This is a genomic window from Nocardia sp. NPDC127526 (assembly GCF_042672265.1).
GTDB lineage: Bacteria > Actinomycetota > Actinomycetes > Mycobacteriales > Mycobacteriaceae > Nocardia.
The window spans coordinates 21,782-37,154 of the sequence record NZ_JBHXVO010000004.1 but is presented as its reverse complement, the minus strand read 5'-3'; the positions used below and the strand labels follow the sequence as shown (position 1 = coordinate 37,154).

General features: G+C 69.9%; 10 protein-coding genes. 2 read left to right on the top strand and 8 right to left on the bottom strand.

Going from position 1 to position 15,373, the window contains the following annotated elements; translation table 11 throughout:
* Window positions 1–164: 164 nt before the first annotated feature.
* From ACFVIV_RS08975 to ACFVIV_RS08960, 4 genes are all read right to left on the bottom strand, one after another.
* Entirely contained in the window at window positions 165–617 is a 453-nt protein-coding gene (locus ACFVIV_RS08975) for a GNAT family N-acetyltransferase (RefSeq protein ID WP_379194251.1), read from the bottom strand.
* A 112-nt stretch (window positions 618–729) separates the two neighbouring features.
* A complete protein-coding gene (locus tag ACFVIV_RS08970) occupies window positions 730–5,313 on the bottom strand; it encodes an SbcC/MukB-like Walker B domain-containing protein (RefSeq protein WP_379194250.1) in 4,584 nt (1,527 codons plus the stop codon).
* Entirely contained in the window at window positions 5,313–6,707 is a 1,395-nt protein-coding gene (locus tag ACFVIV_RS08965) for a TIGR02678 family protein (RefSeq protein WP_379194249.1), read from the bottom strand. The genes ACFVIV_RS08970 and ACFVIV_RS08965 overlap by 1 nt, the downstream gene beginning before the upstream one ends.
* Window positions 6,707–8,233, bottom strand: a complete 1,527-nt coding sequence (locus ACFVIV_RS08960; protein WP_379194916.1) for a TIGR02677 family protein — start codon at window positions 8,231–8,233, stop codon at window positions 6,707–6,709. The genes ACFVIV_RS08965 and ACFVIV_RS08960 overlap by 1 nt, the downstream gene beginning before the upstream one ends.
* A gap of 228 nt (window positions 8,234–8,461) precedes the next feature.
* Between ACFVIV_RS08960 and ACFVIV_RS08955 the strand changes: the two genes are divergently transcribed.
* On the top strand, window positions 8,462–8,560 hold the full coding sequence (locus ACFVIV_RS08955) for an AAA family ATPase (protein ID WP_379194248.1): 99 nt from the start codon (window positions 8,462–8,464) through the stop codon (window positions 8,558–8,560).
* A 231-nt stretch (window positions 8,561–8,791) separates the two neighbouring features.
* Here ACFVIV_RS08955 and ACFVIV_RS08950 read toward each other — a convergent pair whose 3' ends face one another.
* A complete protein-coding gene (locus ACFVIV_RS08950) occupies window positions 8,792–9,682 on the bottom strand; it encodes a LysR family transcriptional regulator (RefSeq protein ID WP_379194247.1) in 891 nt (296 codons plus the stop codon).
* A gap of 105 nt (window positions 9,683–9,787) precedes the next feature.
* On the opposite strand from ACFVIV_RS08950, the gene ACFVIV_RS08945 reads away from it, so the two are divergent.
* On the top strand, window positions 9,788–11,023 hold the full coding sequence (locus ACFVIV_RS08945; protein WP_379194246.1) for an MFS transporter: 1,236 nt from the start codon (window positions 9,788–9,790) through the stop codon (window positions 11,021–11,023).
* Window positions 11,024–11,029: 6 nt separating this feature from the next.
* On the opposite strand, the gene ACFVIV_RS08940 is transcribed toward ACFVIV_RS08945, so the two are convergent.
* The 3 genes from ACFVIV_RS08940 to ACFVIV_RS08930 are packed head-to-tail and all read right to left on the bottom strand — an operon-like array spanning window position 11,030 to window position 15,324.
* Entirely contained in the window at window positions 11,030–13,270 is a 2,241-nt protein-coding gene (locus ACFVIV_RS08940; RefSeq protein WP_379194245.1) for a serine/threonine-protein kinase, read from the bottom strand.
* Between the two features lie 53 nt (window positions 13,271–13,323).
* Window positions 13,324–14,106, bottom strand: a complete 783-nt coding sequence (locus tag ACFVIV_RS08935) for a DUF2127 domain-containing protein (protein WP_379194244.1) — start codon at window positions 14,104–14,106, stop codon at window positions 13,324–13,326.
* A gap of 24 nt (window positions 14,107–14,130) precedes the next feature.
* Window positions 14,131–15,324, bottom strand: a complete 1,194-nt coding sequence (locus ACFVIV_RS08930) for an XRE family transcriptional regulator (protein WP_379194243.1) — start codon at window positions 15,322–15,324, stop codon at window positions 14,131–14,133.
* Window positions 15,325–15,373: the final 49 nt, after the last annotated feature.

Genomic DNA, 15,373 nt, shown 5'->3' with positions numbered 1-15,373 from the left:
GTCGGGCCGCCGACCGCGTGGTGCCCGGAACGGGCCGCGCCACCGTGCTGGATCAGCGTGTGCGACAAGGAGTCCCGCGACATCCCGTGAGCGCCTCGGGTTGCGAATGCTTCCAAATCCGAAGGGCGACAGGGTTTCTCAGGGTCGGGCCGGTGGGCGGGCGGTCACAGGGCGAGTTTGAAGCCGATGTGGGTGGGCTCGTAACCCAGGCGTTCGTAGAAGCGGTGGGCGTCGGTGCGCTGAGCGTTCGAGGTGAGTTGTACGACGGTGCAGCCGAGTTCGCGGGCTCGCGTCGCGGACCACTCCATGAGGATGGTGCCGAGGCCTGATCCGCGTTCCCCGCGGTGGATGCGGACGCTCTCGACTTGGGCTCGTTTGGCGGCTTTGAGGGAGAGGCCCTGAATTACGGTGAGCTGCAGGGTACCGACGACGCGGCCGTCGCGTTCGGCGACGACGATGTGCTGATTCGGGTCGGCGTCCGCGCGGGCGAAGGCATCCAGATAGGGGGCGAGATCGTCGGGGTTCTCGCGGGTGGCGCCGAGGAAGTCGTCGGCCAGCAGGGCGACGATGGCGGGGACGTCGGCGGCGGTGGCGGGGCGGATCTCGAGGTCGGTCACACCGGCCGACATTACGTGGCGCACATGTGAAATAGCACCGACCGGGAACTGGTGGCGGGGTGCTCTCGGGCGATGCCGCCACCAGTTCCCGGTGATCGTATGTCCAGGTGGATCAGGCGTCGGCTAGGGCGGCTTCGTCGAAGGTGATGCCGCCTTGGATGGTGTGGGGGGTGCGGCGGCGGTTGGGGGAGCCGAGGGCGGCGGTGAGATCGGAGCCGTCGTGTTCGGCGAGGAGGTCGTCGCTGTCCCAGACCAGGAGGGTGGCGCTGACGGTGTTCTCGGCGGCGCTGTGAGCGAGGTCGTAGTGGGCGCAGGCGGGGACGTGGGGGTAGGTGATCCAGAGGTCGTAGCCGGTCATGAAGAGGTCGAGGTCGAATTGGACGGAGAGGCCGAGGAGTTCGCTGCGGCCGTTGTCGTCGACGCCGGCGAAGGCCTCGTCGAGGGCCAGCAGGCGGGGGGCCTGCGGGTCGGCGGAGTCGAGCATGACGTGGGCCGCGGCGAAGAGGGGCAGGTGCAGGGAGACCGACTGCTCGCCGCCGGACAGGGCGCTGTGCCGGGCGACGGTGAGGCGGTCCTCGGTGCCGTCGGCGGTGACGATGGTGAAGGAGAACACCCGCCAGGTGCGGTAATCCAGTGTGGCCGCGAGGATTTCGGGGAAGGAACGCTCCGGGTGCGACGCGCGGGCGGCGCGGATCTCGGCGGCGAAGTGCGCGCGGATGGTGCTCAGATCGTCCGGGGTGAGTTCGGAGGAGTCGCGGTCGAGGAGTTTGCACACCGCACGTGCGGGCTCGGACAGGTTGTCGGCCAGCACCCAGTGCACGCCGATGGTGTTGCCCGAGGACATGCGGCGCTGCTTCATCTCCATACCCATGCGGGAGATGAGATCGCGGGCGTCGGACGTGCGTTCGTGAATCTGCTGCGCGAGCCCGGTGAGCAGGGCGTCCTCGAGAATGCGGCGCTCCGAATCGGTGAGCAACAGCTCCTGATCGCGCCGCGCCGCGCCGATGCGCTCGGCGAAATCGGCGAGCGCGGACAAACCGTGATCATCGTGCACCTGCACCACGGTCAGCCCATCGGCGGCGTCCCAGTGCAGGCGGTAATCCTGGCGAGCGGCCGCGAGGGCGGCGTCGAACTCCTGCAGAGCGGTGGTCACCGCACTGCGCGTGTTCTTCCGAGCGGCTTCACCCGCGCGTACCGAAGCCGTTGCGGTGGACAGGTTCTCGAACAGCTCCGCCACCTCCTCGGGCAGCACCCGAGGTTCGGACTCCGGATCCCCGTTCTCGATCCGGTACAGCAGCTGCTCGGCCGTCGACCACGCCGCATCGCTGCTGGGCCACCGTGATTCGGCCGGAGCACCGAGCAGACTCAGCAGATCCGGCCGCGCATACGGCGCCAGATGCCGCACATCGGCCAGCAATTCGGCAAGCGCGGTACTCAACGTCTCCCGTGCTGCCCGATGCGCTCCCTCAGCAGTTCCGACCCCCTCGATCGCCTCGTGCGCGGCCTTACGGGCAGCCTTCTGCTCGGCGCGAGCGGCATCGATCTTCTCCCGCGCCAACTCCAGTTCACGATCGATATCGGCGGCCCCGGCACCCAGCGCTTCCCGCAGGGTCTCCAGCTTCCGCAACTGCTCCTCGTACCCGCTGCGCGCGGCCTCCGCTTCCTCCGCGAAAGCCTCAGCCAGATCCTTGGATTCATCCAGCCGGTCGGTGGCTTCGCGCGCCCGCTCGTGCTCCCGCTGATGATCCCCACGCAGCCGCAACAGCGCGGTGCCCGCATTCTCGAAATGCCGCACCGCCGCCGCCAGCGCATCCAGCTCCGCCGGATCCCGCGGCGCCTTGTGCTCGGCCGCGATCGCCCGAACCTTCTTGTCCGCCGCCGTGTACTCGGCAACGGCCTGATCGAGATCCCGCTCCGCCTGCGCCGCCCCCTCCGACCGCGACCGCAACACACCCGCCGCCTCCGACACCGCCCGCAACGCCGCGGTGACGGCGGACGTGCGGGGCAGCGCCTTGGCCGCAGCCGAAATCCGAGCCAGCTCCTCGGTCGCCGCCTGCTCCGCGGCCGCGGCCTGCCGCGCCTCACCTTCGGCCGCCTCGATCGCCGCGGCCAACTCGCCCAGTCGCAGCTCCCGGCGGCGTGCCCGCGCGGTCGTACCGATGAACTCGGCATCGGCCTTCCAGTGCCGGCCGACCTGCACACCCTGCCGGTACCGGCCGTCCGTACCAATCGTGAGCCGCCCGTCGATGCCGACCGCCTGTGCCGCCACCCCGGATACCTTGTGCGTCTCGCGATTCGAAGACCCGCCTGCGGTGACACTCGCGGCGGCACGCGGGTTCGCGGCTGCCGTGCCGCTGCCCGCGTCGTGCAGGGCGATCGAGGCGAGTACGTCGGCGACGGTCTGGCGTGGCACGGTCAGGGATTCGGAATCGTCCTCCACCACAAGCACATCGGCGAGTGTGCGGCCTTCCGGCCGCTGGTCGGTGGGCAGTGGGACCAGGAATTGGTCGGATGCATGGTCGGGGAGTTCGGAATCCGCGCACACCCAGCCGTCGAGGAGGTTGGCGGCCTGCAAGGCGGCTTCGATGCCCGCGGCCTGGACGGGGCCAATGTGGTCGGCGAAGCGCACGAGCCGCCACAGCGGTGCGCCGGGGCGTTCGGGGCGGAGGTCGGTGCGTGCGGCGAAGGCCGGTGGGGCATCGTCGCGTTCGGCCGCGACCTGCTCGCGCTCGGTGCGCAGCTCGGTGGCGCGGGCGGCGGCCTGGGCGGCGCGGGACCGCGCTTCTTGGCGGCGGCCGCGAATCTCCTCGGTCAGCGGCTCGGTGCGTTCGGCGAGGACCTCGGCGGGAGTCGACGGCGCTGCGGCGGCCGGGTCGAACGTGCCGCCATAGTCCGCATGATCGGCGGTCGCGGGGTTGGCGCCGGAGGTCGCGAGAAGTCCGCTCTCGGCGGCGGGCCGCGCGCCGCCCGGACCGCCGTTGTCATTGTCGGAGCGGCCCGGGGCGGCGTCCGAAGCGGACGCTGCGGCTGATTCGCCTTCCTCGGAGTGGGCTGTCGGACTCCCCGCGGGGGATTTGCGGCCGCGGCCCTTGTCCGAGCGTGCGGGCTCGGCTTGCGGGGCGCTCGCGGCGGAATGCTCGGTGCCCGCCTGGGCGAGGGCGTCGTTGACCGCTTCGAAGAGGCCGTCGCGGATGGGGGTGTAGACGTCGCGGTGGGTTTCCCACCAATCGCGGAGGGAGGCTGCGGTGTTGGCGCGGGCGAGGGTGACGGCGGCTTCGGCTCGGGCGAGGTCGGCGGCGGCGGATTCGCGGAGTTCGGTGGCGCGCTGGGTGGCTCGTTCGGCGCGGGTGCGTTCGGTGACGGCGGCGTCCACGAGGGTGAGGGCGCGGCGGACGGCTCGGACGTCGGCGTCGCGTTCCTCGGCGTGGGAGCGGACGGTGGTGGTGAGGTGGTCGGCGCGGGACTGCTCGGGGAGGGAGGTCCAGGGGATGCCGGCTTCTTCTGCGGCGGAACGGAGTTCGTCTTCGCCGCGGGCGAGGGCGGAGGCGGCGTTCTGGACGGCGGCCTGGGCGCGTTCGGATTCCTCGGCGCGCTGGTCGACGGTCTGGCGGGCCTTGAGGGACTTGTCGTGGTGGACGGCGGAGGAGGTTTCGAGACGCTTGACGGCGTCGGCGAGGTCGTCGAGCTGCTGTTTGCCTTCGTAGGCGCTGGAGCGCTGCAGGGTTTCGCGGTCGGCGAGGGCCTGTTCGTAGGCGCGGTCGGCGTCCTCGGCGCGGGTTTCGGCGGCGGCGCGCTCGGTGTCGCGGCGCTGGCGCAGGGCCGCGGCGGCATGCAGGGCGGTGCCGGCGTGGGTGACCGCGTCCAGGCGGGTGCGGACCTGGTCGACATCCGTCTTGGCTTGCACGGCAAGGTATTTGCGGTAGACGCCGACGAAGGCGCGGGTGGCGGTGTCGGCTTGGACGAGACCCTCGAGGGTGCGGCCGACCTCCTCCATATCGCTGAAGGAGCGGGCGGCGTCCAGGATGAGCTGCTCGTCGAGCGGGCGCAGGCCGTCGGTGAGCGCCTGCGACAGCCCGCGCGGGTCGAGGTTCTTGGCCAGCTGCGGGCGGCGCAGCGTGAGAATGAGATTGATGAGCTGGTCGTAGCGCTGCTGGCCGAGACCGAACATGCGGGCGTCGATGGCGGCGCGATACTCGACGGGCCGGTCCACGATGGCGTCGCCGCCGATCTGCTCGGCCAGCTGCTTGCGGGTGAGCGGGCGGTCGTCGGGACCGAGCAGTGAGAAGTCCACGCCCACACGACCGTCCGCGACGAAGTACCAGCGGGTCACCTTGTCGGTGGAGCGGGTGGCGCGCATGCCGATGCCGATGGTCACCGTCTCCGGCTCGGCCCAGTTGCCGCGCGCGAACTCCATCCACACATAGGAGTAGGCCGATTCCTGCTTGCGGTACAACAGGTTCGACTTCATGGTGCGCTCTTCACCCGCGAACGGGTTGAGCCGCCGCGGTTCGATGCGCCCGTCCAGCACGAAGGGGAACAGCACTTCGAGCGCCTTGGTCTTACCGGACCCATTGGGCCCGCGCAGCACCAGTCGCCCGTCGGCGAAGCAGAACTCCTGATCCCGGTAGTCCCACAGGTTGACGATGCCCGCGCGGGTGGGAACGAACCGGACTCCACCGTGAATGAGGTCGGTCATCAATTCCCCTTCTCTGCGATATCCCCGCCGACTTCGGTTGGCGAGATGAACAATTCGGTCTCCGCGCGGGTGCGGATGGTGACGATGGCGCCGCGATAGCGGGCCAGCGCGGGCAGGATGAGCAGTCCGCCGTCCACCAGTTCGACCAGCCGCAGCCGCTCCAGCAGTCCGACCACCTCGGCGGTGAGGCCGGGCACGTCGGCCTGCCATTGGGCGGCGAAGGTCGCGCCGTAGCGGTCGGTGAGCATCTGCACGGTGTCGCGGATCCAGGACGATTCGATGAACGGGTACTCCGGAATCTCCGGCTCCTGCTCCTCGGTGTCCGAATCCTCCTCGGGCGCAAAGATATCCACGGGATCGGCCAGCGGCGCGAACACGGTGGTCGCCGGAATCGCGGAATCGAGCTGCTCCACCAGATCGGTGAGCGGCCGCTCCGGTCGCACCCGCCGCTCGACGGGATTGTCGATATCGAGCACCAGATCGGCGATCTCACCGGCGAGCAGCAAGGCCACCTGCGCGAGCGTGCCCGTACCCGGGAACCGCACATCCGACAATCGCCCAGAACTGTCGATGAGCGCGACTCCCTCGGCCCGCCGCTCCGCCTTCAATCCGGTGACCAGTTCGACCTCGCCCACCAGCTTCTCCTGCGCCAGCAGCGACCGATGCGGTTCCTCCCATTCATCGGCGTAGACGACGGGCTGTTCCACCAGCGCCCGGCGAATCTTGCGCGCCGCGAGCGCCTGTGCGGGAGAACGCGTATCCGCGCCCCCGGCCTCCTCGCCCAGCAGCCCGGCCACACTGTGCAGATGCTGCAGCGCCCGCGGCGGCCGGAACAGCGCGAACACGATGGCGCGATCGATGTCGTAGAGCGCCTCCCCGGCTTCGGGATCCGACGCCCACCCACCAGCGTCACCATCGGCGAGGGTGACGGCCCCGCGCGCCGCCAGCCAGCCGATCGCATCGACGAACGCGTCGCGATCCGCCGCACGATCCGGCGCGAGCTCCAGGCCCTCCACCCGCTCGGTGTACGCCGCCACCTGATCCGCCAACTCCGACAACGTGATCTGATCCCCGGCCCGCCCCAGCGCCGCCAATGCCAGCGCCAGATACGCGTACCGCCGCCGATCGAACACCCGGTCACCGGTGGTCCGCGCGGGCCGCCCCGAATCCAGCTCGTCCAGCACGGGGAACAGCCGCGCGGTCGTCTCGGTGATCTCGAGCCGATACCCGAACAGCTCCGCCAGATCCTCCCGCAACTCGGTCGCCCACCGCCGCAACAGCGGCAGCGCGATCCGATCCGGATAGGTCCGCGTCACAAGATGATTCGCCAGAATCACCCGCGCCGCCCGCTGATAACTGTCCAGGGCCAGCGAATCGATGGATCGTGCGTGCATCAGCCCCGCTCCTTTCCGGCCTGGCCGCGCGCGGCGGCGGCGCGGTTGAGGGCGGCGGAGTTCTTGCGGGAGGTGGCGGTTTCGCGGACGTCGAGGCGACGGCCGTTGAGGTGGAGCAGGCCGCGGGCGGTGCGGACCACCGTGGAGCCTTCGCATTCGGACACGGTGAGGGTGACGCCGCTGTCGGATCCCGTTGTGCCGGAGACCCGTCCGGAGACCGGCACCCAGGCGGTGGAGGCGGCGTCGATGAGCCGCAGCAGTACTTCGGTTTCGCTTTCGTCGAGTTCGCGTTCGTGGACGTCGGCGGAGGCCAGGGACCGTGCGGCCTCGGCGCGGGCGCGCTGGGCGTCGAGCTGGGCTTCGCGCAGACGGCGGATGCCGGCGTCATTGCGTTGCAGGCGGGCCGGTGCGCCGGGGGTCGGCGGACGGCCGGTTTCGGCCAGCGTCCGGGCGATCTCCAAAGGCGGTGCGTCCCACCAGGATCGGATGGCCGGAATGACATCGGCATCCGGATGGTGCATGGCGAGATGGCGCGGCCGGCCCAGTCCGAAGACGGCGTCGTAGAGGGCGTGCGCGGCATCGGCGGTCGGTGCGGCGGTGAACCAGCCCGCCAGGTGGCGCAGCGCGGACTCGCGGCTGACGCCGCCCTTGCGGGTCTCGGTGACGCGTCGCAGCAGCGACAGCACCGCCGCGATGGCGCTCATGGTCGCTTCCCGCAGGCGCTCGCATTCGGTGAGGGCGGCTTCGCCGTCGGCGAGGAACCAGGCCCGCAGACCCTGCCAGCGGGCTCGCCAATCCGCTTGCCGCTCGGCGGTATTCAGCAGCACCCGCTCATCGCAGCGGGCCGCCCGCTCGATGAGTTCCTCGACCCCGGTCTCCTCGACCTCACGAATGGCGGTCGCCAGCCGCGGCGCGAACCGCGCCAGATCCATCGAGAACTCACGCATGTGCGCCAGCAGCGCATCCTTGTGCGCGAGGAATGCCTCCGGCGTCGCCTCGGTGGTCCGCACCAGATCCCCGAGAGTCAGATAGAAGTGCGCCGCCCGCTCGGCCAGATCCGACAGTGCCCGGTCCAGGCGATTGAGCACCCGGTACACCCGCGGCGCATCCCCGCTCTTGTTCGCCTCGGCAAGGGTATTCAGATCCGCCAGCAGCTCCGGCAACACCATCCGCGACAGCGCCGCCTCGTCCAGCCGCGCCGCCAGCACATCCGAAACCGCCCGAAATGCCTGATATCCGGCCTGCGAGAACTGGTACACGTAATGCCGGTTCCGGTACTCGGCCAGCGTCGCCGCCCGCGTCCCGTCATAGCTGCGCTCCAGCACCCCCCATTGGTGCAACTGCTCCAGCAGCGGCCCCACCTCGGTCGCGGTCAATGCGGGCGCCCCCGGGCAACGATTGAGCGTCTCGACAACGTCCGAGGCGTGCAACAGCACCACATACGCCGCCCGCGCGGTATCGAACGCCCGCAGAACCCACAGGTAATCCCCCCGCTTCTCAGCGGTCGCGAACGAGAACAGCCGCAGCCGCTCGGCATGCGGAAACTCCTCGGCGCCGACCCCCGTCGGGTCGGGCAGCAATCCGTCAGCGGACTCGTTCACCGGGAGAAGGTTAGTACGCCCCGCCGACCGCCCGGGCATCGCCGCGACTGTCGGCGCGCCCATTCCGGCGAATCCGGCAGCACCGCTCCGGCGGGAAATAGAGCACGATCACACCAGCCGCCCCGCGCGTATCAGTCGGGATATAACTGCCGGGTGACCCGTTCGCCCACGCTCGTTGTCGTGAGCGGCCCGCCCGGGTCCGGCAAGACCACCCTGGCGCATGCCCTGGCTCGCGCGCTGGGCTGCTGCTGACAGCCGGGGTCACCGCGGTCGCCGAGGCCGCGTTCCAGGATCGGCTGTGGCGTCCCGGACCGACGCTTCTGGCGGGCCTGACGGAAATCCGCGTAGTGCACTGCTCTGTCGCCCCTGAGGTAGCGGCCGCCAGGATTCATCAGCGCCATCACGAGAACCCGGTGCGCCGAGCACATTCGGATCCGACGCCGGCGCTGCCGGTGACGGCTGCCCGCGGCTTCGAGCGGGTGCTCAACCGCGGCCGGCGGCTGCCACGGCCTGCGAGAATGCGCGCACGCGAGCGGTTTCCGCGGTGCGGTGCCAGACCACGCCGAGGCGGGAGTCGGGCAGGCCCAGGATCGGGACGAAGCGGACGGAGCGTCGGTTGTGGGATTCGCCGGTGGGGTGGCACAGCAGCATGGCGCCGCGACCGGCTGCCACCAGGGCCAGTCCTTCCTCGAGGGTGGCGACCGCTGGGCCGGAGGGCACCGGTCGACCGCCCGGGGTCACGTCCAGGGCGTGCGCGCGGCGCCAGTACTGCGGGGCGGGCTCGCGGACTCCGATCAGTGCGAGGTCGGCCAGATCTTCGGCCGAGACCGCGGGGCGGCGCGCGAACGGGTGTCCGCCCGGTACGGCCAGGGTCAGGGGATGGCGGGAGAAGACCTGGCCGAGTACGAGGTCGGGCTCCTCCATGGGGAGCAGCACCACGCCCGCGTCGACCTCCTTGCGGTGGATCGGGCCGAAGGGGTCGGCGAGGGGGATTTCGGTGAGCTCGAGGGCGCAGTCGGGATGGCGTTCGCCGAACAGTTCGAGGGCCAGCATCAGGTGGTCGTTGGGCGCGCCCTGAAAGCCGATGCGCAGCAAGCCGGTGACGCCGCGGGCCGCGGCGCGGGCATCGTCGATGGCGGTGAGCAGGGTGGCGTAGGCGGGGCGCAGCCGGGCGTGGAAATCCGCGCCGAGGGGTGTCAACTGGACGCGGCGGCTGGTGCGTTCGACGAGCGGTGCGCCGATGCGCTGTTCCAGGGCGCGCAGCAGCTGGCTGATGCGGCTCTGGGAGAGGTACAACCGCTCAGCGGCCCGGCCGAAGTGCAGTTCGTCGGCGACCGCCAGAAAGGCTTCCAGCTCACGCGCTTCCAGGGTCATTCGCTTCCTCTCCCGCCGGGCGGACCTCGATCGATGAGTCCGGCTCATAGAACGATGAGACCTTCGCCGTTGTTTCCGGCCGGCACGATCAATTGACTCGGAGGCATGACCAGAGTCGAAGACCTCGCGAATACGCCACCGGCGCAGGGGAATCGGGACGATCTACAAGCCGAGCGCGCGACCCGGCGCGGCTGGCTGGGCGTGGCGACCGTGGGCCTGGGCACCTTCACGGTGGTCACCTCCGAGATGTTGCCGGTCGGCCTGCTCACCCCCGTGAGCGCGGACCTGCGCATCACCGAGGGCGCGGCCGGGCTGACCATGACCGTCACCGGGTTGACCGCCGCGGTCTCCGCGCCGCTGCTGACCGCCTGGTTCGGCCGGTTCGACCGCCGCACGGTGCTGTGCGCGCTGCTCGCCGTCCTGCTGCTCGGCAATCTCGCCGCCGCGCTTGCGCCGAATTTCGGCGTCATGATCGCGGCGCGCGTGCTCGTCGGCCTCGGCATGGGCGGCGTGTGGGCACTCGCCGCCGGGCTGGCGGTGCGCCTGGTTCCGGTGCGCTCCGCCGGTACCGCGACCTCGATCGTTTTCAGCGGCGTGGCGGTGGCCTCGGTGCTCGGCATTCCGGCGGGCACCTTCCTCGGCGCGCTCGCGGGCTGGCGGGCCGCGTTCGCGACGGCGGCCGGACTGGCACTGCTGGTATTGATCGCCGTGGCCGCGGTCCTGCCCGCGCTCCCGGCCGAACAGGCGCTGCCGCTGCGCGGTGCCCTGCGCCGCGCGGCCGATCCCCGGGTGCGCACCGGATTGCTGGTGGTCGCCTTCCTGGTCACCGGCCATTTCGCCGCCTACACCTACATTCGTCCCGTCCTGGAACAGGTCAGCGGCGCGGGCGCGGCCGCGATCGGCGCGCTGCTGCTGGGTTACGGAATCGCCGGAGTGCTCGGCAATTTCGCCGCCGGTTCGCGCGCCATCCGGTCGCCACGAGCCACGCTGATAACCATCGCCGCGCTGCTGGCGCTCGCCGTCCTCGTCCTGCCCGCCCTGGGCGGCACCGTCGCGACCGCCGCCGGTCTCCTGCTCCTGTGGGGTCTGGCCTACGGCGGCGTCTCCGTCGGCACCCAGACCTGGATGCTCCTCGCCGCCCCCGACGCCCGCGAAAGCGTGTCCGCCCTGTTCGTCGCGGTCTTCAACGCGGCTATCGCCGTCGGCGCGCTCGCCGGTGGACTGGCGGCCGACCACCTGGGCATCACCTCTCCGATGTGGCTCGGCGGACTGCTCGCCGTCGCGGCCGTGCTGACCGCCGCCGTCGGTACGCCGCCACGCGCCACCGGCGATCAGCTCTGATCCCGCTCAGCTGACAATGCGCTCCAAAGCGGCCAGATCCTTCTCCAGCATCCGGAACAGCCAGTAGACGCCGATGAATGCGAGTGCGCTGCCCACGCAGAGCACTCGCAGCGGCACGATGACCGACGGAATATCCACTGCCGGAATGAACGTCGCCCCCGCCACGCCCAGCAGCGGCACCGCCGCCGCGATGGCGAGGAAATACGTACTGCGCCGGTCCAATTCGCGCAGCTGCCGCGCGTCGTCGGCGCCGAGCCCGCCGTGCGGCAGGAACATCGGATACAGCGAGCGCACCGCGTAGAAACTCACCAAGAAGTACGGATACGCCATGGCGATTGCGCCGCAGACGATCTGGGTGATGAAGAAGTGCACATACGATTCGGGGGGCAGGTGATTGCCGGTCGCCGTCACCGACACCGGCACCACGATCCCGGCCAGCACCCACAATGCGAAGCAGGTCAATACGTTCCGCTTCCCGAGTTGCAGGGTGTCGGTGCGGGCGCGGGCCAGCGTCGCCGCGTCGTAGGTCCGACCCTTGCGCAGTCCGCGCGCGATCGGCCACAACTTGGCCAGCAGCACATTGGTGACCACGAACCCGATGAGGAAACAGATGCCGTAGGTGGTGATCGCGATCTGATCGAAGCGCTGCTGGGCGTAGGCGTCCATCTTGTCGATGATCAGCGTGCGATTGTGGTTGTAGCTGTACAGGATTGCCAGCGCGTTCGGTATGGCGATGGCCGCCGCCATGATCGGATGCATGAGCATGCGCGCCCGCAGCCGCCCGCTGCCCGGCGGCGGATCGACCAGATCGCGCGCCCGCTCATCCATGCAGACATCCAGCTGCTGCGCCATATCCGCCCCGCTGGCCCACCGGTTCGCCGGTTCCGGATCCAGGGCCCGGACCAGCGCGCGGCGCAGGGCGGCCGGGCAGTCCGGCGGAAGATCCTGGTACGGCAGCGCTTCCGGACTGCCGGACCGGCGCTCCAGCATGCCGTCCAGCGCGGTGCGGTCCCCGCCGTCGACGGTCTCCTCGCCGAAGGGCTTACGGCCGGTGAGCAATTCCCACAGCACGACGGCCAGCGCGAACAGATCGCAGCGCACATCGAGGTCCGCGGCGGTCGTGGCCTTCTCCGGGTGCACCACGGCCAGCTGTTCCGGCGACATGTACGCCAGCGATCCGCCGAAGTAGGCGACCGGGCTGTCGCCGGAGACATTGCCGCTGAAGCTGATATTGAAGTCGGCCAGCTTCGGTACGCCCTCGGCGGTCAGCAGCACATTGGCCGGTTTGACATCCCGGTGCAGCACCCCGCTGCGCCCGGCGTAGTCGAGCGCGGCGGCCAGTCGGCTGCCCAGCCAGGCAATGGTCTCCGGCCAGGACAGCCCGGCCAGTTCCGTCCGGATCGCAGACTCGCTGGGCCGGATCTCACCCTTGTCCGCCAGGACACCGTCGATCACGTCGAGCAGCAGGCGGCCGTTGCGCTGCTCCGCCGGTGTCTCGCGCACCTTTTGAAGCACGGTGAACAGGGTGCCGCCGGGCACGTACTGCATATACAGCAGCCGCAGCCGCCGGTCGGGCAGCACCCGCTGATCGAAGACCCGCACGATGTAGTCGTGGTCGAGCTGCGCGAGGGTCTGCGGCTCGGTGCCCTTGTCCTGCGAGATCTTCACCGCGACCAGCCGCTGCATGGAGCGCTGCCGGGCCAGAAACACCCGGGCGAAGGCGCCGCGCCCGAGGCCGGCCATCAGATCGAAGTCGTCGATCTTCTGGCCGACGTCCAGATCGTCCAGGCGCACCGGATCGGCCGGCCCCATGAGCGTGCTGTGGTAGTCGTCGGTGGCCAGCATCTCCGAAAGCTGCTCGGCCTGTTCGGGATACGCGGCGGTGTACTCGCCCACATCGACCTCGGTGCCCGCCCGCCGGCGCACGTGGAATTCCTCGTAGATGAGATCCGGCGGCAGCGGCCAGGTGCTCAGCTCGGGCAGGTCGGCGACATAGTCGGCGAGGCGTTTGGGTTCGGCGCCGCGCGACCACCGATTGGCCAGATCCACCTTGATCAGCTCGATGAGCGAGACCCGGCGGATGGCGGGGGAGTCGGGCAGGAATGCGGGCAGCGGCGGTGGCGTGCGCGCCTCGCGCCAGGCTTCGGCGAACCGCTCCACCACCTCGGCCACGCCGCCGCGGGCAGCGCCCGGCGCCGGGGCGGATGCGACCGTCGCCCCGTGTCCCGCGGTGCCGGGGTGAGCCATTTTCGCATCGTATCCCCGCCGCCGCGTGGTTGCTGCGGGTTGTGAAACGCGGTCTACGTTTGTGGCGAACCGTGCGGGGGAGCTGCGGCCACGGCGGCGCGTTCGACGGTGAGCAGGCTCTCGGAGTGATGCTCCGCGTAATAGGCCGCGGACCCGCCGTTGATTCCGAACAGCCGCTTGCTCCACAGCAACCAGACGACGGCGGCCACATTGATCAGCAGCGCGGCCACCCGGAAAACGGTGACCTTCTCGGTGAGCTCGTAGATCTCCAGGGGCAGGAACACACCGGTGGCGATGACCGCGAAGTACTCGCCCCAGCGTTTGACCAGCCAGAGGCCGACCGCTTCGATGAGTTCGACTGCGGCATAGGCGAACAGGCCGGCCGCGATCCAGGTCAGCGTGGCGGGGGAGAGGGTGAAGGCCTTGTCGATCCAGCGGATGATCTTGGAATGGTCCGGGTTCCAGCCGATCTGATCCTCCAGCTGGCGCAGCAGCGGGAGCTCGGTATCCCAGGTGGCCTTCCAGGATTGGCGCGAGCCGCGCAGTTTCAGCACACCGCCCGCGAGGGCGATGAAGACCAGCGCCCGCAGCGCGCGTTCCACCGCCAGCGCCCGCATGAGGTAGCGGTCGCGCAGCAGCCGGCCGCGCGGGACCTCGGGGGCATCGTCGGCGGGACCGTGGTGGCGGGGCTCGCCGACGGTGAAGTCACCGCAGCGCAGACAGCGCCACGCCGTCCCGGCCGGAGTCGGGACATGCAACCGCGCGGCCAGGTCGGGCTCCTCGGGCGCATAGGTCATATGCCCCTGGACGGCGCAGGTCCACAGACTGAAGTCCATGTGCTGGAGAGTAACCGGGCCGAATCACCCGGCGGCCAAGGCGCGCAGCTGATCGAGATAGGTCCGCGTGCGCGGATCGCCCGGAAAGCGCTCGATCATTTCCCGCGCCGTTTCCCCGGCGATCCACATGAGCGACGGCAGGGAGCGGCGCTTGCCGGTGAAGGCGCGCATGCCCTCGTCGAGGGCGAGCTCGAGATTGCGATCGCGCACCGCGACCACCGCGAGGGTGAGCCGCGCCTCGGAAACCCGCATGGGTTTGCGGATGCTACCGTCCGGTCGGGTTGAATTCAGGATGACTTGCCGGGCATAGGCTTCGGCGAGGCGGTCGTCTCCGGCTACCCGGCAGCAGTCCATGGCGTAGAAGTCGAACTTCTGCGGATCGACCACGAAATGATTGTCCAGATTGGCTGGATGGTCCATTTTGTCCAAGATCGAACGGCCCTGTGCGAGAGCGGTTTCCACCTCGCGCCGATCTCCCAGCCGCGCCCATGCCTTGGCGCGCTGCGCCGCCAGCTGGACGCCGACGCCCAGATTCACCGTGGCGTCGTGCGCCGCCTCGGCGGTCTCGATGGCCCCGCGATAGTTCGCCTGGGTAAGGGCGAACCAAGCGGCCATTTCGGCTCCCCAGCCAATGATTTCGGCATGCTCGGCCTCCTGGCCCAGCGACAGCGCGGCCCGCCGGGTGGCCTCGGCGGCGGTCCGCCAGCCCAGGTCGTAATCAACGCAACCGACCAGTAGGGCAACCCATCCGGCGAGAACCAGCACTTCACGGTGCTGCGCCAGAGTAAGTCGGCCGTCCAATAACGAGGTGATGCGGCGCAGCCATGCCGTACCCTCGGCATGCAGCTCATGCGGGTCCGCACAGGGGTATTCGGAACACAGCCGGTCCGCGGTAATGCGGATGGCATCGAGCGTCGCGGAGGAGACATCGGACATCCGGAGCCGTCCGATGAACTCCAGGGTGTCCATTCCGGTCGCCGACAACAGCTCGTCATCGCGATTGGGCCGGGCCTTGGGGAAGAACGCCGCGGTCACCGTATCGAAGGCGGCCGCGATAATGGGCGCGTAGAAGTCGTCGGGGCGTGATTCGCCCGATTCCCAACGCCGCCAATTGCGTAGCAATGTCGAATCGGTGGGCAGATTGTGGGTGGATTTACCCCGCATGGCGCGCACGGCGTCGGCTTGTGACCACCCCCGAGCATCGCGTTCGGCGCGCATTCGGACAGCCCAGACAGGTCGATCGTCACCAGCGGACACGCTCTGTAGT